This is a genomic window from Brevundimonas sp. S1H14 (genome assembly GCF_047716865.1).
GTDB classification, from domain to species: Bacteria; Pseudomonadota; Alphaproteobacteria; order Caulobacterales; family Caulobacteraceae; genus Brevundimonas; species Brevundimonas naejangsanensis.
In genome coordinates this window covers 1,985,766-2,002,046 of record NZ_CP136679.1, presented here as the reverse complement: position 1 = coordinate 2,002,046, position 16,281 = coordinate 1,985,766, and the positions used below count along the sequence as shown (strand labels likewise).

General features: G+C 65.9%; 16 protein-coding genes. 9 read left to right on the top strand and 7 right to left on the bottom strand.

Annotated elements, in window-relative coordinates; all coding sequences use genetic code 11:
- Positions 1 to 3 precede the first annotated feature (3 nt).
- Together RSD66_RS09755 and RSD66_RS09750 are read left to right on the top strand one after the other, a co-directional pair.
- Positions 4 to 888 carry an SDR family NAD(P)-dependent oxidoreductase gene (locus tag RSD66_RS09755; RefSeq protein WP_119413482.1) on the top strand — a complete coding sequence of 295 codons (885 nt, stop codon included), beginning with the start codon at positions 4 to 6 and terminating at the stop codon, positions 886 to 888.
- On the top strand, positions 885 to 2,060 hold the full coding sequence (locus RSD66_RS09750; RefSeq protein WP_415287529.1) for an acetyl-CoA C-acyltransferase: 1,176 nt from the start codon (positions 885 to 887) through the stop codon (positions 2,058 to 2,060). The genes RSD66_RS09755 and RSD66_RS09750 overlap by 4 nt, the downstream gene beginning before the upstream one ends.
- A 48-nt stretch (positions 2,061 to 2,108) precedes the next feature.
- Here RSD66_RS09750 and RSD66_RS09745 read toward each other — a convergent pair whose 3' ends face one another.
- Both RSD66_RS09745 and RSD66_RS09740 read right to left on the bottom strand, forming a co-directional pair.
- Entirely contained in the window at positions 2,109 to 3,287 is a 1,179-nt protein-coding gene (locus RSD66_RS09745; protein ID WP_415287528.1) for an acetyl-CoA C-acyltransferase family protein, read from the bottom strand.
- A gap of 36 nt (positions 3,288 to 3,323) precedes the next feature.
- Positions 3,324 to 5,072: an acyl-CoA dehydrogenase gene (locus RSD66_RS09740; protein WP_415287527.1), complete on the bottom strand. Its 1,749-nt coding sequence runs from the start codon at positions 5,070 to 5,072 to the stop codon at positions 3,324 to 3,326.
- A gap of 116 nt (positions 5,073 to 5,188) precedes the next feature.
- Between RSD66_RS09740 and RSD66_RS09735 the strand changes: the two genes are divergently transcribed.
- Entirely contained in the window at positions 5,189 to 5,950 is a 762-nt protein-coding gene (locus tag RSD66_RS09735) for a FadR/GntR family transcriptional regulator (protein ID WP_415287526.1), read from the top strand.
- Between the two features lie 54 nt (positions 5,951 to 6,004).
- On the opposite strand, the gene RSD66_RS09730 is transcribed toward RSD66_RS09735, so the two are convergent.
- On the bottom strand, positions 6,005 to 7,474 hold the full coding sequence (locus RSD66_RS09730) for an aldehyde dehydrogenase family protein (protein ID WP_415287525.1): 1,470 nt from the start codon (positions 7,472 to 7,474) through the stop codon (positions 6,005 to 6,007).
- A gap of 59 nt (positions 7,475 to 7,533) precedes the next feature.
- Positions 7,534 to 8,337 (bottom strand): GntR family transcriptional regulator, encoded by an 804-nt coding sequence (locus RSD66_RS09725; protein ID WP_051130192.1) that lies wholly within the window; start codon positions 8,335 to 8,337, stop codon positions 7,534 to 7,536.
- 88 nt (positions 8,338 to 8,425) lie between these two features.
- Between RSD66_RS09725 and RSD66_RS09720 the strand changes: the two genes are divergently transcribed.
- Both RSD66_RS09720 and RSD66_RS09715 read left to right on the top strand, forming a co-directional pair.
- Positions 8,426 to 9,472, top strand: a complete 1,047-nt coding sequence (locus RSD66_RS09720; protein ID WP_415287524.1) for a nitrilase-related carbon-nitrogen hydrolase — start codon at positions 8,426 to 8,428, stop codon at positions 9,470 to 9,472.
- 52 nt (positions 9,473 to 9,524) lie between these two features.
- Positions 9,525 to 10,781 carry an MFS transporter gene (locus tag RSD66_RS09715; RefSeq protein WP_415287523.1) on the top strand — a complete coding sequence of 419 codons (1,257 nt, stop codon included), beginning with the start codon at positions 9,525 to 9,527 and terminating at the stop codon, positions 10,779 to 10,781.
- On the opposite strand, the gene RSD66_RS09710 is transcribed toward RSD66_RS09715, so the two are convergent.
- From RSD66_RS09710 to RSD66_RS09700, 3 genes are read right to left on the bottom strand one after another with little or no spacing between them, the layout of a single operon-like run.
- On the bottom strand, positions 10,772 to 11,659 hold the full coding sequence (locus RSD66_RS09710) for a hypothetical protein (RefSeq protein WP_415287521.1): 888 nt from the start codon (positions 11,657 to 11,659) through the stop codon (positions 10,772 to 10,774). The two genes, RSD66_RS09715 and RSD66_RS09710, sit on opposite strands and share 10 nt — an antisense overlap.
- Positions 11,659 to 12,024, bottom strand: coding sequence for a hypothetical protein (locus tag RSD66_RS09705; RefSeq protein WP_024352611.1), 366 nt, complete (start codon positions 12,022 to 12,024; stop codon positions 11,659 to 11,661). The genes RSD66_RS09710 and RSD66_RS09705 overlap by 1 nt, the downstream gene beginning before the upstream one ends.
- Positions 12,021 to 13,247: a class I SAM-dependent methyltransferase gene (locus RSD66_RS09700; RefSeq protein WP_415287519.1), complete on the bottom strand. Its 1,227-nt coding sequence runs from the start codon at positions 13,245 to 13,247 to the stop codon at positions 12,021 to 12,023. Before RSD66_RS09700 ends, RSD66_RS09705 begins: the two co-directional genes overlap by 4 nt.
- A gap of 99 nt (positions 13,248 to 13,346) precedes the next feature.
- Here RSD66_RS09700 and RSD66_RS09695 point away from each other — a divergent pair, with 99 nt between their 5' ends.
- The 4 genes from RSD66_RS09695 to RSD66_RS09680 all read left to right on the top strand — a co-directional run bounded on the left by RSD66_RS09695 (position 13,347) and on the right by RSD66_RS09680 (position 16,279).
- On the top strand, positions 13,347 to 13,658 hold the full coding sequence (locus RSD66_RS09695; protein WP_024352613.1) for an REDY-like protein HapK: 312 nt from the start codon (positions 13,347 to 13,349) through the stop codon (positions 13,656 to 13,658).
- Positions 13,658 to 14,494, top strand: a complete 837-nt coding sequence (locus tag RSD66_RS09690; RefSeq protein WP_415287518.1) for an SDR family NAD(P)-dependent oxidoreductase — start codon at positions 13,658 to 13,660, stop codon at positions 14,492 to 14,494. Before RSD66_RS09695 ends, RSD66_RS09690 begins: the two co-directional genes overlap by 1 nt.
- The gene (locus RSD66_RS09685; protein WP_024352615.1) at positions 14,494 to 15,405 is read left to right on the top strand and encodes a polysaccharide deacetylase family protein; all 912 of its coding nucleotides are present in this window, start codon (positions 14,494 to 14,496) and stop codon (positions 15,403 to 15,405) included. The genes RSD66_RS09690 and RSD66_RS09685 overlap by 1 nt, the downstream gene beginning before the upstream one ends.
- Before the next feature lie 70 nt (positions 15,406 to 15,475).
- On the top strand, positions 15,476 to 16,279 hold the full coding sequence (locus tag RSD66_RS09680; protein ID WP_415287516.1) for an HpcH/HpaI aldolase/citrate lyase family protein: 804 nt from the start codon (positions 15,476 to 15,478) through the stop codon (positions 16,277 to 16,279).
- Positions 16,280 to 16,281 lie beyond the last annotated feature (2 nt).

The window sequence follows — 16,281 nt, the reverse complement described above, 5'->3', positions numbered from 1 at the left end:
GGGATGTTGCTGAAGGACCGAGTGGCGATCGTGACGGGTTCGGGCGGGGGTCTGGGCCGCTGTCACGCTCTGTATCTGGCCTCGCAGGGCGCGCGGGTCGTGGTCAATGATCTGGCCGAGGCGGCGGCGCAGGGCGTGGTCGACGAGATTGTGGCGGCGGGCGGTCAGGCGATGGCGGCGGCCGGGTCGGTGACCGATGTGGACGCGGTCCAGGCGATGGTCGATGCGGCGATGCAGGCCTGGGGCCGGATCGACATCCTGGTCAACAACGCCGGCATCCTGCGCGACAAGAGCTTCGCCAAGATGACGATGGACGACTTCCGACTGGTGGTGGACGTGCACCTGATGGGCGCCGCCATCTGCTCCAAGGCGGTGTGGGAGATCATGCGCGCCCAGACCTATGGCCGCATCGTCATGACCACCTCCTCGTCGGGCCTGTACGGCAACTTCGGCCAGGCCAACTACGGCGCGGCCAAGCTGGCCCAGGTCGGGCTGATGCAGACCCTGGCCATCGAAGGCGCCAAATATGACATCAAGGTCAACGCCCTGGCCCCGACGGCGGCGACGCAGATGACGGCGGGCATCCTGTCCGAAGAGGTGCTGAAGGCGCTGGACCCGGCCCTGGTCAGCCCCGGCCTGCTGGCCCTGGTCAGCGAGGACGCCCCGACGCGCGCCATCCTGTGCGCGGGCGCCGGCCACTTCGCCACGTCCAACATCACCCTGACGCAGGGCGTGCGCATCGGCGGGGCCGAGGACGCCGGCGAACAGCTGATCGCGCGCTGGGGCGAGGCGAGCGACCGCGCCGGCGAGGCGGTGCCCGCCTTCGGCTTCCAGCAGGCGGCCCAGGAAATGGCCTCGGCGGGCGTGGAAGGCCCGGTGACGGCATGAGGCGCGACGCTGTCATCGTTTCGACCGCCCGCACCCCGATCGGGCGGGCCTATCGCGGCGCCTTCAACGCTACGCCGTCTCCGACTCTGGCCGCCCACGCCCTGAGCCATGCCGTTCAGCGGGCAGGCGTCGATCCGGCCGAGATCGAGGATTGCATCATCGGCTGCTCCCTGCCGCAGGGCGTGCAGCAGACGATCGGCCGCAACGCGGCCCTGGCGGCCGGTTTCCCCGTCTCGGTCGCGGGCATGACGATGGATCGCCAGTGCTCTTCGGGCCTGATGACCATCGCCACTGCGGCCAAGCAGATCATCGTCGACCAGATGCAGATCGCGGTGGCGGGCGGGGTGGAGTCCATCTCGATGGTCCAGACCGAACAGCTCCGCATCGAGCCGGACCCTCTGGTCCTGCAGCATCAGCCGGACGCCTATATGTCCATGCTGGACACCGCCGAGACGGTGGCGCGGCGTTATGGAATCGGGCGCGAGGCGTGCGACGCCTATGCCCTGCAGTCTCAGCAGCGCACGGCGACGGCGCAGGCGGCGGGTCGTTTCAACGATGAGATCGTGCCTCTAGCCTCGCGCATGAAGGTCGTCGACAAACAGACCGGCGAGGTCAGTTGGCGCGACGTCGCCCTGCAACAGGACGAGGGCGCCCGCGCCGACACCACGGCCGAGGGGCTGGCCGCCCTGCGCACCGTCTTCCCTGACGGCACGGTGACGGCGGGCAACGCCAGCCAACTGTCGGACGGCGCCTCGGCCTGCGTGTTGATGGAAGCGAAGGAAGCCGAGCGCCGGGGCCTGCAACCGCTGGGCCGCTATGTCGGCATGGCTGTAGCGGGCGTCGCGCCGGACGAGATGGGCATCGGCCCGGTCGTGGCCGTGCCGCGCCTGCTGGAGCGTTTCAACCTCAAGGTCAGCGACATCGACCTGTGGGAGCTGAACGAAGCCTTTGCGGTTCAGGTGCTCTATTGCCGCGATCAGCTCGGCATTCCGGACGAGCGGCTGAACGTCAACGGCGGCGCCATCTCCATCGGCCACCCTTACGGCATGAGCGGCGCCCGCATGACCGGCCACGCCCTGATCGAAGCCCGCCGTCGCAGCGGCCGCTATGTCGTCGTCACCATGTGCGTGGGCGGCGGCATGGGCGCGGCGGGACTGTTCGAAGTTCTTTAAGGTCAGGCGAAGGGGATGGAGTTCATCCGTCCCCTTTGAAACTGCTGATCAGACCCGTTCAAAGATGGCGGCGATGCCCTGGCCGCCGCCGATGCACATGGTCGCCAGGCCGTAGCGGCCGCCGACTCGCTCCAGTTCATGCAGCAGCTTGGTGGTAATGATGGCGCCGGTGGCGCCGACCGGGTGGCCGAGCGAGATGCCGCTGCCGTTCGGATTGACCTTCGCCGGGTCGAAGCCCAGTTCGCGGCTGACGGCGCAGGCCTGGGCCGCGAAAGCCTCATTGGCCTCGATCACGTCCAGGTCGGCGACGCTCAGCCCGGCGCGCTCAAGAACTGTACGGGTCGCGGGCACGGGGCCGATGCCCATATAGGCCGGATCGACGCCCTGGTGCGCATAGGCGACCAGACGGGCCATCGGCTTGAGCCCCTGCGCCTTGACCGTGGCCTCGTCAGCCAGGACGACGGCGGCCGCGCCGTCGTTGATACCCGAGGCGTTGCCTGCCGTGACCGTGCCGTTCTCGGCGCGGAAGATGGGGCGCAGCTTGGCCAGATCTTCCACCGTGGTTTCGCGGCCGTGCTCGTCGACGGCGAATTCCGCAGGCTTGCCGCGCACCTTGATCTGGACGGGCAGGATCTGGCTGGTGAAGCGGCCCTCGGCGATGGCGTGGGCGGCGCGGGCCTGGCTGGTCGCGGCGAGTTGGTCCTGGTCCTCGCGGCTGATTCCGTAACGCTCGGCGACGTTTTCGGCCGTGACTCCCATCAGGATGTCGCCGAACGGATCGGTCAGAGCGCCGTTCAGCGCGTCGATCAGGACTTCATCGCCCATCTTGCGGCCCCAGCGCATGCCGGTTGACAGGAAGGGCGCGCGGCTCATGACCTCGGCGCCGCCGCCGATCGCGACCTGGCAATCGCCCAACCGGATCGCCTGCGCCGCCGAGACGATGGCCTGCAGGCCCGAGCCGCACAGCCGGTTCACCGTCATGGCGGGCGTCGCGTGCGGAACGCCGCCGTTCACCGCAGCGACACGCGCCAGATAGGCGTCTTTCGGCTCAGTCGGGATCACCTGGCCGAAGACGACATGGCCGACCTGTTCAGCATTGAGCCCCGAGCGCGCAATGGCCTCGCGCGTCACAAGCGCACCCAGTTCGGTCGGGGCGTGGTTCTTGAGCGAGCCGCCGAAGGCGCCGATGGCGGTGCGGACAGCGGAGACGATGAAGACGTCGGACATGGTCGATCTCGATAGGATGCAGGAGGGGAGGAGGGATCAGAAGCTGTCGTTGCGCATGGCGCCGGTCAGGTCGCTGGCTGACACGGCAGCGGCCAGCCACGGCCCGACCTTGGGAAGCTCGAACTCGAAGAAATAGCGGCAGGCGGTCACCTTGCCGGCGTGGAAGGCGTCGGCGGGCGCCTGGCTGGCCGCCCTAGCCTGATCCAGCCACAGCCAGGCCGTGACCACATGGCCGAACGCGCGCAGGAAGGCGGTCGCATTGTCCATCCGGGTTGCTTCGGGCAGGTTCTGGATCGCCCGAAGAGCGCGCAGGATGTCTTGCCAGGCGGCGCGCAGGGTGTCGGCGGCGTAGGCCAGATCGGCGCTCTGCGCCGCCTGACCGCAGGTTTCGCCTAGACGGCGTTCCAGCACCGCAAGCCCGGCTCCGTCCGCGCGCAACAGCTTGCGGCCCAGCAGGTCGAGACCCTGGATGCCGGTCGTGCCCTCGTGGATCGGGTTCAGGCGGTTGTCGCGATAGAGCTGCTCCACATCGAAATCGCGCGTGTAGCCATAGCCGCCATGAATCTGGATGGCGATGTCGTTGGCGGCCAGGCCGTATTCCGACGGCCAGGTCTTGGCCACCGGAGTCAGCAGGCCCAGCAGGGCGGCGGCGTCAGGATCGTCTGGCTGGTCGACCAGCTTGGCGCAATAGAGGCACAGCGCCAGCGCGCCCTCGGCATAGGCCTTCTGCGTCAGCAGCATGTGGCGAACGTCGGGGTGTTCGATGATGGCGACCGAACCGGCTTGACCCGGGCGCTGTCCCTGCACGCGCTCCTGCGCATAGGCGAGCGCATGGCGATAGCCGCGATAGCCCAGGGCGGCGGCGCCCAGACCGACGCCGATGCGCGCCTCGTTCATCATCAGGAACATCTGTTGCAGGCCGCGCCCCGGCTCGCCGATGCGCCAGCCGATAGCGCCTTCACCCTCGCCGAAGTTGAGCAGGCAATTGGCCGTGCCGCGATAGCCCATCTTGTGATTCAGGCCTGCCACGTTGATGTCGTTGCGCTGACCGTCCGGCAGAACCTTGGGCACGATGAACAGCGACAGCCCCTTGGTGCCGTCCGGCAGGGCGCCGTCGTCCAGCGGGATCTTGGCCAGCACCAGATGGACGATGTTGTCGCTGATGTCCTGATCGCCGCCCGAAATCCACATCTTGTTGCCCGACAGCCGATAGCGGGAGCCCAACTCGTCTTCGCCGTCGGCCACGGCGCGCGTGCGCACGTCCGCCAGGTTCGAGCCGGCCTGCGGCTCCGACAGGCACATGGTGCCGAACCACCGGCCCGTGATCTGGGGCAGGGCGAAGGTCTCGGTCTGAGCTGGCGTGCCGAACTCGGCGATCAGGCGAGCGTTGGCTGTCGTCAGCATCGGATAGGCCGCCGTGGCGATATTGGCGGCGGCGAATAAGGCGAACGACGCCGAACAGGCCAGATAGGGCAGGCCCAGTCCGCCCAGTTCCTCGCCGAAGCCCGCCGAGAACAGGCCAAGCTCGGCGTATTGCTCCAGAGCGGTCCTGATCGCGGGCAGGGTGATCACCCGCCCATCCTCCAGCCGAGGCTCAGCCGCATCGGCCGCCTTGTAGTGAGACAGGAACAGATCGACGGCGAGGTTTTCCGACAGGTCCAGCACCGCGTCGACGCTCTCGCGGCCGTGATCGGCGAAGGCGGGCGCCTGGAACAGCGTCTCCATCTTCAGCCAGTCGTGCAGCATGAAATCCAGGTCGCGACGGACAATCAGGGGATGGCTCATGCGTTCAGGGCTCCAAGGCTGCGGTCATGGCGGTCCGGCACGAACAATCCTCCCGCATTGGCGGACCAGTCGATGCCTGATAACTATTGTTGGATTGTTGGACAAAGAGAGTCTAGATGGCAAATCACCTGAAGCGCCTGACGATCCCAAAGGCGTATGAGGCGGTTCACCGGGCGTTGGAGGAGGAAATTCTCAGCGGCCGGATTCCCATGGGCTCGCCCCTGCCGACGGAAACGGAACTGGCTGGACAGTTCGGCGTAACGCGGCATACGGTTCGCGAAGGGATGCGCGCCCTGGAACAGAGCGGCCTTGTTCGGCGAGAAGCGGGACGGCGCCTGCACGCCGTTTTGCCTCATCATGAAGACCTGGCGCCGCGCGGTTCGCGCGCCTTGCTGATGCAGGGCGTGACCTTCCGCGAGTTGTGGGAGGTGGCGTTGAGGCTGGAGGTCTGGGCGGTCGAAATGGCGGCGCCTTTGATCGACGCGGCGGTCATCGAAAGGCTGGAAGCCAATGTCGCCGCTATGGACACTGCGCTTTCCGAGGGCCGCTCCATCATCGCCCTTGACGTTGAGTTTCACGCCCTGATCGCTGAGGCCGCCTGCAATCGGGTGCTGCTGATGTCGCGCGAGCCGGTGTCGCTGTTGTTCTATCCGTCGCTGGAAAAACTGTTTCGCCACCCTCGGACGGCGGACCTGTCGCCCGCGCGCGTCTTAGAGGCGCATCGGGAAATCCTGCGCGCGCTACGCCAGCGCGACGCCGTCGCTGCGCGCGACTGGATGGAGCGTCACATCATGGATTTCCGTCGCGGCTATGATCTGGCGGGCATCGACCTCGATCAGCCCGTAGACACCAAGGTCGAGCCGTCGACAGGCCGCTAGACGGCGCTGCTCTGACGGACAATGCCGCCGCTGACTTGCCCAAGAGCATAGATCCTAGCGGTCCGGCTCCTCACGAAAGGCCGCCAGCGGCGCCGGGCGGGCCGTGTTGGCGATCAGGGCCTTGCGTCTCAGAAATCGTCCGAGGCCGTCGGCGCCCATGCGCGACGGGCCGAGGCCGGAAGCTTTGAAGCTCTGTTTGCCTGCTTCGTGGAAAAGGGCGGTCAGGGCGGCGTCGTTCAGGCTGATCGCGCCGACTTCTAGGCGCCGCCCGATCTCTTCGGCCTTATCCAGATCAGGAGCGAAGACGGCGCCGGAAAGGCCGTAATCGCTGTCGTTTGCCAGGTGCACGGCGTCGTCCTCGTCGTCGAACGCCATAACAGGCAAAAGGGGCCCGAACGTTTCTTCAAGCATCACGTCCATTGTGTGATCGACGTCGGCGATGACGGTCGGACGCAGCCATAGGCCGCCTCCGAGAGTCTCGACAGTTCCGCCGGTCAGGACGCGGGCGCCCTTGGCCTTGGCGTCGTCGATTTGCGCCTGGAGCACGGCGCCCTGCTTTTCGAAGATGAGCGGGCCGATGTCGCCGCTCGTGATGTCCGGATGGTTCAGCCGTACTGCGGCGGCTTTGGCGACCAGGTGCTCCAGAAAACCGTCGTAGATGGTTCGCGCCACATAGAGGCGCTCGATGGACTGGCAGGCCTGGCCGGTGGACAGGACGCAGCCGCGCAGGGCCGCGTCGGTCGCGGCGTCCAGATCTGAGCCCTCCAGGACGATCATCGGATCTTTTCCGCCGAGCTCCAGAAAGGCTGGGATCAAGCGCTGAGCGGCCTGGACGGCCACCTTTCGGCCGGTGGACACCGAACCGGTGAAGCAGACGCAGTCGACCTGAGCCGCCAGGGCCTGACCGGTTTCGCCGCCGCCCAGAACAAAGCCGAACACCTCGCCAAGGCCGGGCGTCGCGGCGACGGCTTCCATCACCGGGCCGACGAAGCGCGGCGTTACTTCAGAAGGCTTGACCAAAACGGCGCATCCCGCGGCGAGCGCGGGCAGGGCGTCGATCATCGACAGCAGGAACGGGAAGTTCCAGGGACTGATGACGCCGACGAGGCCGTAAGGCGTCCACTGGCTGGTATGCCGGATATGCGGCGCGGCGAGGCCGTGTCGCCATTCCATTTGTCCGAATGATTGAGCGGCGTGGCGTACACCCGCCAGCATGCCGTCGATGACGCCGGCCTCTATTCCCGCGATCCGACGTCGGCCAGTGTCAGCCTCAAGCGCCTGAGTCAGGGCGGGGCGGCGCAGCGCCAGTTCCTCGGCGAAACGGGAGAGCGTTTCAAGGCGGGCCGGAAAGTCCAGTTTCGCCCATGAAATCTGACCTTCTCTCAGCCGTTCAGCGATCTTTCGTACGTCTTCGGACGAAGCCTGACGGATGACTTCGTCGCGATGGCCGGTCCTTGGGTTGCGGATGGCAAGGACGGTCGCTGGGTGCGGAAAAGGCTTCTGGGCCTCGGGAATACGGCTCATGGCTGCGCCTTCAAATGACATATTCCTATATCATTTGAACTGTGTCAGGATTGCAAGGGTCAGTTATCGGCTTTCCCGCCCTCATTGGCGGCGGGGGGTTTTCTGCGGTGGGTCTTGACGTGATATTGAAAGCGGTCAGAGCGATAGTGGGAGTGGATGAGCTGCACCGGCCGTCCGTTCACGTCGCGCATGACACGCTCGACCTTCAGCAGCGGCGCGCCCAGAGCCACGCCCAGAGCGGAAGCCACCTGTGGCTCAGCAGCAACCGCCGTAATCGACTGCTCCGCATCAAACACCGCCGCCCCGCTGCGTTCCAGCAGAACCAGCAGAGAGGTCGTGGCCATGTCCCTGACCGAGAAACGGTCGGCGATCTCGCCGGGAATGTGCGTCACCAGGTGCGAGAAAGGCTCTCCCTGCAGCTTGCGACGCCGCACGGCGCGCTGCAGTCGCGTCCCGACAGGCACCTCCAGGGCATCCGCCGTCAGGGCGTCGGCGGGCATGTCGGTGACGTCCAGCACCTCGATCTCCGTCTCCAGTCCCATGATCCGCAGGCTTTCCAGCAGATTGTCGAACGAGCCCTTCACCACCGGCACGGCTGCAGCGTTGGTGACGATGGTGCCCCGGCCGCGATGGCGGTTCAGCAGGCCATCGGCGGCCAGTTCGTTCAGGGCGCGCTTCACCGTGATCCGAGACACGTTGAAAATCTTGGCCATGTGCTGCTCGCCAGGCAGCAGGGCGTTGGCGGGAATGGCGCCCGACCGGATCTGCTCGCGCAGCACCAGATAGATCTGGTGATAAAGCGGCGTCGGCAGGCTCTCATCCAACTGGGGCGTAGAGGGGAAGGGCCAGGCGTCGCCGGTCATCGTGAAGCTTTCTTGCGGTTGAAAGGATCATGGCGTCGCATGACGCGCCCTTAATTATATCAATATGACAGATTGGTCTGAAACTTCTATGTCAATTCCCGAACCCTACATCGCCCTGGCCCTGCAGACGGTCTGCGACGCCGTGAACGCGGATCAGACGATCGAGACAGCGCGCGAACGCATGGTCCGCTCTCTGGAGCGCATCCGGATGCAGATTCTGGGCTCCAAACGGTTTATCGGCGCCGATGTGCGGCTGGTGGTTCTGCCGGAATATTTTCTGACGGGTTTCCCGATGGGCGAGCCGGCGGCGCTCTGGGCGGAAAAGGCGGCGCTGGAAATCGACGGCTCGGAGTATCAGGCCCTGGGCCGGATCGCGGCTGAGGCCGACGTCTTCATCGGCGGCAACGCCTATGAGCGCGATCCGCATTTCCCCGGCCTCTATTTCCAGACCTCGTTCGTCGTCGCGCCCTCGGGCGAGACGGTGCTGCGCAACCGGCGTCTGGTGTCGATGTTCGCGCCCAGCCCCTATGACGTCTACGACCGCTATGTGGAGGTCTACGGCAAGGACGCCCTCTTCCCGGTCGCCGATACCGAGATCGGGCGGCTGGCGGCCATTTCGTCGGAAGAGATCCTGTATCCCGAAATCGCGCGCGCCCTGGCTCTTCGCGGGGCCGAGGTGATCATTCATCCGACCAGCGAGGCGGCTTCGCCGATACCCAGCCCCAAGAACATCGCCAAACAGGCGCGGGCGATCGAGAATCTGGCCTATGTGGTGTCGGCCAACAGCGCCGGCATCGACGGCATTTCCATCCCGCGCGCCTCGACCGACGGCAGTTCCAAGGTCATCGACTATCGTGGTCTGGTGCTGGCCGAGGCGGGCTATGGCGAGAGCATGACGGGCTACGCCGAAATCGATATCGCAGGGCTGCGCCGTTACCGTCGTCGTCCCGGCATGGCGAACATCCTGTCGCGTCAGCCGATGGAATTATGGCGAGAGGCCTATGAAGGCTTCGACATTCAGCCGCGCAACAGCCTGCTGGACGATGGAGGCGCGCCGATCACGCCGACGCCTCCATTCTACGCCGAGCGTCAACGCAAGGTGATCCAGAAACTTGTCGACAAGGGCGCCGTCTAGAAGCGCCCGTCGGACAAAGCAGAAGCCGAAAGAAAAACAGGGAAGAGGCGAAATGAACGAGAAGGCGAGCGGATACGGCGAATTCCGCCAGGGGTGGCCAGTAGTGGTCGCCGCCATGCTGGGGATCGGATTGGGGCTGTCGCCCGTCCCCCTTTATACGACCGGCGCGCTGGCGCCCCACCTGGCCCAGGCCTTTGGCTGGGGCTTCGGACAGATCATGGCCGGGCTGACGGTCATGACCTTGACGGTATTGCTGGCGGCGCCTGTGGTCGGGATGCTGGCGGACCGGTTCGGCGTTCGACTGGTGGCGCTGATCTCGGTCGTGCTGTTCGGCTTCAGCTTCATGGGTTTCGCCCTGTCGAACGGCTCGCTGGTCCTCTACTACGCCACCTGGGCCGTCATGGCCGTGGCGGGGGCGGGGACGCTGCCCATCACCTGGACGCGGGCCGTCAATAACTGGTTCGAGGCGCGCAAGGGCCTGGCCCTGGGCGTGGCGTTGTTGGGAACCGGCCTGTTCGGCTTCCTGGTCAAGCCGCTGACGGCCTGGCTGGTGGCTGAGTTCGGTTGGCGCGGCGCCTATGTGGCGATCGGCGCGCTGCCTCTGATCCTGGCGCTGCCGATCGGTTATTTCTGGTTCAAGGACAAGGGCGCCGCCGCCGGTGAAAGCGTCGCCGAGCGGCGCGCTCGTCAGGCGGCCTTGTCCGAGAGCACGCCGGGGCTGACGTTCGGCCAGACCCTGCGTGAATGGCGCTTCTGGCTGCTGGGCGCAGCCTTCCTGCTGGTCAGCTTCGCCGTCGGCGGCTCGATCCCGAACATGGAGAAAATCCTGGGGCAGGCCGGTTTCGGCGCCTCGGACATCGTCTGGCTGGCCTCGCTGATCGGCCTGTCGGTGATCATCGGGCGTATCCTGGGCGGCTGGCTGATCGACCGCTTCTGGGCGCCGGGCGTGGCCTTTATCTTCCTGGCTATTCCCGCCCTGGCCTATTGGCACCTGGCGGCGGGCGGAACGGATGTGACGGTGACGGCGCTGTCGATCTTCGTCATCGGTTTTGCGGCGGGTCTGGAATACGACCTGATGGCCTTCCTGGTCGCGCGCTATTTCGGAATGAAGGGCTATGGCGGCATCTATGGCGCCCTCTATGGCTTCTTCGCCCTGGGCGCCGGGTTCGGGCCGGTGGTGTTCGGCGCAGGCTTCGACAAGAGCGGTTCCTATGCGGGGCCTCTACACGTCTCGGCGGTGCTGCTGCTGATCTCGGCGGTGCTGCTGCTGCTGCTGATGGGGCGTTATCGCCGGTTCGATCAGGCCTGAACCAACTCGATCAGGGTTTCGTCGGGGCCGACCACGGTCCCGACAGCCTTGCCTTCGTAGATCGCGCCTTCACGCACGCTCGGGGCGCAAAACCACGGCGCACCCACGGCCTTCAGGTCGGGATGGACGAAGGTGGTCATGGCCACGCCGGGAAACAGCTTGCCCTGGCCACGCGGTCGCTGAACGGCGGCTTCCGGGTATTGATCCAACTCCAGGAAGCCGTCGCTGTCATGCAGGGCCATAGCGATCGGGTGCTTGCGCTCGACCGGCAAGTCAAAAGCCTTGGCCAGCATGGTGTAGGTGATCGTCATCGTGGGCGTCGTCTTCGCGCCAAGGACGGCTTCGATCCAGCTCTTGGAGGCTTCCAGGTCCGAGCAGGCCAGGACCATGATGAAGATCCGGTCGATCAGGCTGCGCGCACGCGGCAGGCGCATCCCCGGCGGGTCGTCCTCGATCTGCGTCAGATAGACGATCTCGCCATCCGGGCCGCGCACCTGCATGGCGTGGATCATGGGCATGCCGTCCAGACGGCGCGGCGGCCCGACCACTTCGAACGGACAGCCCGGCTGCTGCATCCGGTCATGCACGGCAAGAACGTCTGAGACGCAGATCTCGGTCGCCGCCCAGCCGAAGGAACGCAAGGGGCGGTAGGACTGCGGCGCCTCTCCTTCGACGAAACGCAGGAAAAGCGGCGCGCCCGATTCCGGCCTGCAAACGACCTGAGGTTTTCCTTCGACGGCGGGCGCGCCCCAACTGGCGGCCAGAGGAGCCTCGATGAAGCTGGTCTCTACCGTTTCATAACCCAGCCATTCGCCATAGCGGCGGGCGGCGCCCTGAGGGTCGGGCGTCGTCAGGGTCGCCGCGCGTAGCATCTGCATCAGGCGTCTTCCGAAAGCTCTGCGGCCACTTCCTCGGATCGGATGTCGCCCCTGGCGTCGGCCTTGATGGCCTCGCCTTCCTGTTGGACGTTGCGCAGGACGCGCACCAGGTATTCCTGCATCCACAGGCCTCGTTCGGCGGCCTGATCGGCGTCCGGACGGAAGGCGTTGATTTCGTCGCGCGTCATCACGCCCTTGGCTTCCAGTATCCGCTCCAGGGTGTCCATGCGCTGGCGGGCGACGGCCAGTTCCTGCACCGCCGCCATGGCGATGCCCAGAACTCGCTCGACCTCCTGCTCCATGAAATAGGGGCGTTTGCCTGCCGGCTTGGCCGAGGCGACGTCGAGGGCGAGAGGCAGGCTCATTTGCGGGCTCCGATGACGTGCCAGGCGGCCTTGCGGCCGAAATCTTCGCTGTCGTCGTCTGCGGCGTCGGGGAACAACTCACGGTCGACCACGGCGGTCACGCCGACATGCAGCAGGCGATCGCGCGCAAAGCCCGCCTCGACCAGCCAGCCGTCCAGATCGATCTCGTGCAGCGTGCTCCAGAAGGGCTCGTTGTTGTAGAAGCAGTCCCAGTCGCGCATCGCCTGTTCGAACAGCGACATATCCGGCGTGTACTGCGGCTGTTCGACGTGCAGGACGAAGCCGCCGGGCGCTAGGACGCGATGGCTCTCGGCGAAGATCGCCTTCATCGAGGCGTAGGACAGTTCGTGCAGGAACATGGTTGTCTGCACCCAGTCGAAATGGCCGTCCCCCCAACGCGACAGATCCGAGCCGTCAGCCTGAACGAAGGTGATGTTCTCGACGCCCAGCGACTTGGCCCGCGCCAGCCCATAGCGCAGCATGGGGGCGCCCACGTCGATGGCGATCACTTCCGCCTGGGGGAAGGCCTGGGCGATCGGCACGATGTTGTGCCCCAGGGTGCAGCCGATATCGAGGATGCGGCGCGGCTGGAAATCGGGATGGGTCTTCTTCATCCAGGCGGCCACGGCCTGACCGCCGCCGTCCAGATAGCGGCCCAGCATGCCGCCGGTGGTGGCGAAGATCCCGTGATCATAGCTGGCGGCGACGCTGACATCGCCCTCGAACAGTTCCGAATGATAGCTGCCGGGCATGCAGTGGTGATCGACCGCTGAAACATAGCGCGGGATCGGCAGGTCGGGGTCCAGTTGCAGCCGAGGATCGCCTTCGGTCAGGTCACGGACCCTGGCGGCCAGGCTTTCGGCCTGACGCACGGCAGTCCAGCGACCAGCCTGCTGACGCTGCTCCATCGTCAGGCGACGAAGGGCGGACCAGGTCTGGAACATGGGATCGGCGGTCAGCGCCTTTCGGACATCGTGGCGCGACTTCGGTTGTCCGGATGTCTTGACCAGATTCGGCTCTACACGCTGCTCCCACGCCGTCTTCACGAACGGCATCACGCGGGTCGACAGGTGCCGATTCATCTGCGCCAGAAAGTTCAGCCGCGCGACCTCGTCGTGGTCCGTTTCCGGAAAGACGGCGTGGCGTCCGACGGCCTGATAGTCCGGCGGCCCGTCATAGGTCTGGGCCGGACCGGCGTTGGCGATGGAGGGGGAGGCGGTCATGCAAACCTCGCTTCCGGGCTTTCCCAAGCAAATGGTCTATGTTTATATCTTTATCTGACGCGGCGGCGCAAGGCTGCCGCCTGATAGGGGAGGACGCAGATGGCCGGCACCCGGATCATCGCCTATTTCAATCTGAAGCCTGGGGTGTCGGTCGCCGACTATGAAGCCTGGGCGCGATCGACGGACATTCCGACCGTGACGGGCCTTCCGTCCATCGAGCGATTCGAGGTGTTTCGCTCTACCGCCGTTCTCGGTTCGGATGCGCCGCCGCCCTATGCCTATTTCGAGATCATCGACGTGGCGGACATGGAGGCGTTCGGCCAGGACGTGGCCACGCCGCTGATGCAGAAGATCGCCGGCGACTTCCAGGGCATGGCCGATGTCGTCTTTGTTCTGACCGAGCGGCTCTGATGGGCCGCTTTACCGGCAAGGTTGCGGTCGTCACCGGATCGGGCCGCCGTCACGGTCTGGGTGAGGCCATCGCCGTCCGCCTGGCGTCAGAGGGGGCGGCGGTGGTGATTTCCGATATCGGCGCCTCGCGCGACGCCGCGACGCCCGGCGCCATGATCGGGGCTACCGAGGAGATGGAGGCCATCGCCGGCGATCTGCGCGCGTTGGGCGGGGCGGCTTCGACCTTCGCCTGCGACGTGCGTGATCCGGTTCAAGTTCAGGCCCTGGCCGACCATGCGATCTCGGCGCACGGAGGCCTGGATATCTGGGTCAATAACGCCGGCATCGGCTACATCATGAAGCCCTTGCTTGAGGTGGCGCCTGAGGACTGGAACGCCGTCATCGGCGTCAATCTGACCGGCGCCTTCTTCGGCCTTCAGGCGGCCGCCCGAGTAATGGCGGCGCAGAAAAAAGGCGGCCGCATCGTCAACATCGCCAGTCAGGCCGCCAAGTCCGGCTTTCCTCATGCTCAGGCCTATACAGCGTCAAAGCATGGCCTTGTCGGCCTTGTGCGCTCGGCCGCCATCGAACTGGGCCCGCTGGGGATCACCGTCAACAACGTCTGCCCGAACCACGTCACGACGGGACTGGGCGCGTGGCAGAACGAGTATTTCGCCAAGGTTACCGGGGCGGATTCGGTCGAGGACTATCTGCAGAAGATGGCCGCGCGCATCCCGATGCAGCGCCCCGGTCTGACCCAGGACACCGCCAACGCCGTCGCCTTCCTCTGCTCTGAGGAGGCCGCCTACATCACCGCCGAGAGCCTCAACGTCTCGGGCGGAGAGGAGCCGCATTAATGAACCGCCCGCCCGCCACGCCCGCCCTCGCGCCGGAAGGCTTCACCTGGCCGAACGGCGCCAAGCTGGCCCTATCCATCGTCGTCAATGTCGAGGAAGGCGCCGAGCAGAATATTCTTGACGGCGACCGTGGCCCGGAGCCCGTCGATGAACTGTCAGCCTCGCCCAAGCGGGCGATGCGCGTCCACGGCAATGAGAGCAACTATCAGTACGGCATCCGCGCCGGGGCGCCGCGCGTGCTGCGTGAACTGGACCGTGCGGGGGTCAAGGCGACCTGGACTGCAGCGGCCCTGGCGCTGGAACGCGCGCCCTGGCTGGCCGAGGCTATTGTCGCGCGCGGCGACGAGGTCTGCTGCCACGGCTGGCGTTGGGCGCACCAGTACTGGATGAAGGAAGAGGCCGAGCGCGACTATATCCGCAAGGGCCGCGACTCGCTGGTGCAGACGACCGGCAAGCGTCCGTCAGGCTGGCTGTCGCGCTATCTCCATACCGACATCACACGGCGCCTGCTGGTGGAGGAGGGGTTCGCCTATCATATGGACGACTACTCCGACGACTTCCCCTATTGGGATCTGGTCGAGATGGCGGACGGGTCGAAGTCGCCGATGGTTGTGCTGCCTTACGCCATCGATTCCAACGACATGAAGTTCTGGCTGGCGCCGTCGCTGACGCCCCAGAACTGGACGGCCTACGCCATCGATACTTTCGACCAGTTGTACGACGAAGCGAATGAGTTGGGGGCTCGCTACATGAGCCTGGGTCTGCATCTGCGGATCATCGGCCGCCCCGGTCGCATCGGCGCCTTCAAGGCTTTTCTGGATCATGTGAAGACCCGGTCGGATGTCTGGATCGCCTCGCGCGAAGAGATCGCCGCCGCCTTCGCCGCCGCTGTTCCGCCGCCTTCAGTCTGAAGCCGTTTGAAACTGTTTGACCGGACAAATTCTGCCTCCTAGGTTGTCCGGACAATTAAGTGTGAGTTCCATGATCCACCGTTCTCTTCTCTTCGTTCCCGGCGCCAGACCCGAGCGGTTTGAAAAGGCGCTGGCGGCAGGCGCCGACGTAACCTGTATCGACCTGGAAGACGGCACCCCGCCACAGTCCAAGGATGAGGCGAGGGCGGCGACGGCGGCCTTCGTCGCTACGCGCCCGGCGGCGGTGCGCATCAACGGCGTGGGGACGCCCTGGTTCGAGGCGGACGTCGAGGCCTTGAAGGGCGTTTCAGGCCTGACGCTGATCATGCTGCCGAAGGCTGAAAGCGCCGATCAGGTCGCCTTGCTGTCGCAGAAGTTGGGGCCGGATCAGGCCCCGCTCTGGGTCGTGATCGAGTCGGCCGAGGGCCTGAAGAACGCCTGGGACATCGCCGCCGCGCCGGGACTTCAGGGGGTGCTGTTCGGCGGCGCCGACTATTCGGTCGATATCGGTTCGGACATGGAGTGGGATGCTCTGGCCTATGCGCGCGGACGGCTGGTCGCAGCCTGCGCGCGGGCGGGGGTGCAGCTTCTGGACGTGCCCTTCCTCGATGTCCGCGATCCGGACGGCCTGATCGCCGCCACCCGCCGGGTGCGGGCTATGGGCTTTACCGGCCGCGCCTGCATCCATCCTGATCAGGTCAAGGGCGTGCACGAGGCTCTGACTCCCACGCCGGCCCAGGTCGACCACGCCAACAAGGTCATCGAGATTTTTAAGGCGGCCGAGGGCGGCCCGGCCCTGCTGAACGGCAAGCTGATCGATCTTCCCATTCTGAGGGCCGCCGAGCGCGTCCTCGACACCGCAAAAAGAAGCTGAGA

Coding starts and splice junctions, on each gene's coding strand:
- RSD66_RS09755 (WP_119413482.1), top strand. CDS start 4: ATGTTGCTGAAGGACCGAGTGGCGATCGTGACGGGTTCGGGCGGGGGT.
- RSD66_RS09750 (WP_415287529.1), top strand. CDS start 885: ATGAGGCGCGACGCTGTCATCGTTTCGACCGCCCGCACCCCGATCGGG.
- RSD66_RS09745 (WP_415287528.1), bottom strand. CDS start 3,287: ATGTCCGACGTCTTCATCGTCTCCGCTGTCCGCACCGCCATCGGCGCC.
- RSD66_RS09740 (WP_415287527.1), bottom strand. CDS start 5,072: ATGAGCCATCCCCTGATTGTCCGTCGCGACCTGGATTTCATGCTGCAC.
- RSD66_RS09735 (WP_415287526.1), top strand. CDS start 5,189: ATGGCAAATCACCTGAAGCGCCTGACGATCCCAAAGGCGTATGAGGCG.
- RSD66_RS09730 (WP_415287525.1), bottom strand. CDS start 7,474: ATGAGCCGTATTCCCGAGGCCCAGAAGCCTTTTCCGCACCCAGCGACC.
- RSD66_RS09725 (WP_051130192.1), bottom strand. CDS start 8,337: ATGACCGGCGACGCCTGGCCCTTCCCCTCTACGCCCCAGTTGGATGAG.
- RSD66_RS09720 (WP_415287524.1), top strand. CDS start 8,426: ATGTCAATTCCCGAACCCTACATCGCCCTGGCCCTGCAGACGGTCTGC.
- RSD66_RS09715 (WP_415287523.1), top strand. CDS start 9,525: ATGAACGAGAAGGCGAGCGGATACGGCGAATTCCGCCAGGGGTGGCCA.
- RSD66_RS09710 (WP_415287521.1), bottom strand. CDS start 11,659: ATGCAGATGCTACGCGCGGCGACCCTGACGACGCCCGACCCTCAGGGC.
- RSD66_RS09705 (WP_024352611.1), bottom strand. CDS start 12,024: ATGAGCCTGCCTCTCGCCCTCGACGTCGCCTCGGCCAAGCCGGCAGGC.
- RSD66_RS09700 (WP_415287519.1), bottom strand. CDS start 13,247: ATGACCGCCTCCCCCTCCATCGCCAACGCCGGTCCGGCCCAGACCTAT.
- RSD66_RS09695 (WP_024352613.1), top strand. CDS start 13,347: ATGGCCGGCACCCGGATCATCGCCTATTTCAATCTGAAGCCTGGGGTG.
- RSD66_RS09690 (WP_415287518.1), top strand. CDS start 13,658: ATGGGCCGCTTTACCGGCAAGGTTGCGGTCGTCACCGGATCGGGCCGC.
- RSD66_RS09685 (WP_024352615.1), top strand. CDS start 14,494: ATGAACCGCCCGCCCGCCACGCCCGCCCTCGCGCCGGAAGGCTTCACC.
- RSD66_RS09680 (WP_415287516.1), top strand. CDS start 15,476: ATGATCCACCGTTCTCTTCTCTTCGTTCCCGGCGCCAGACCCGAGCGG.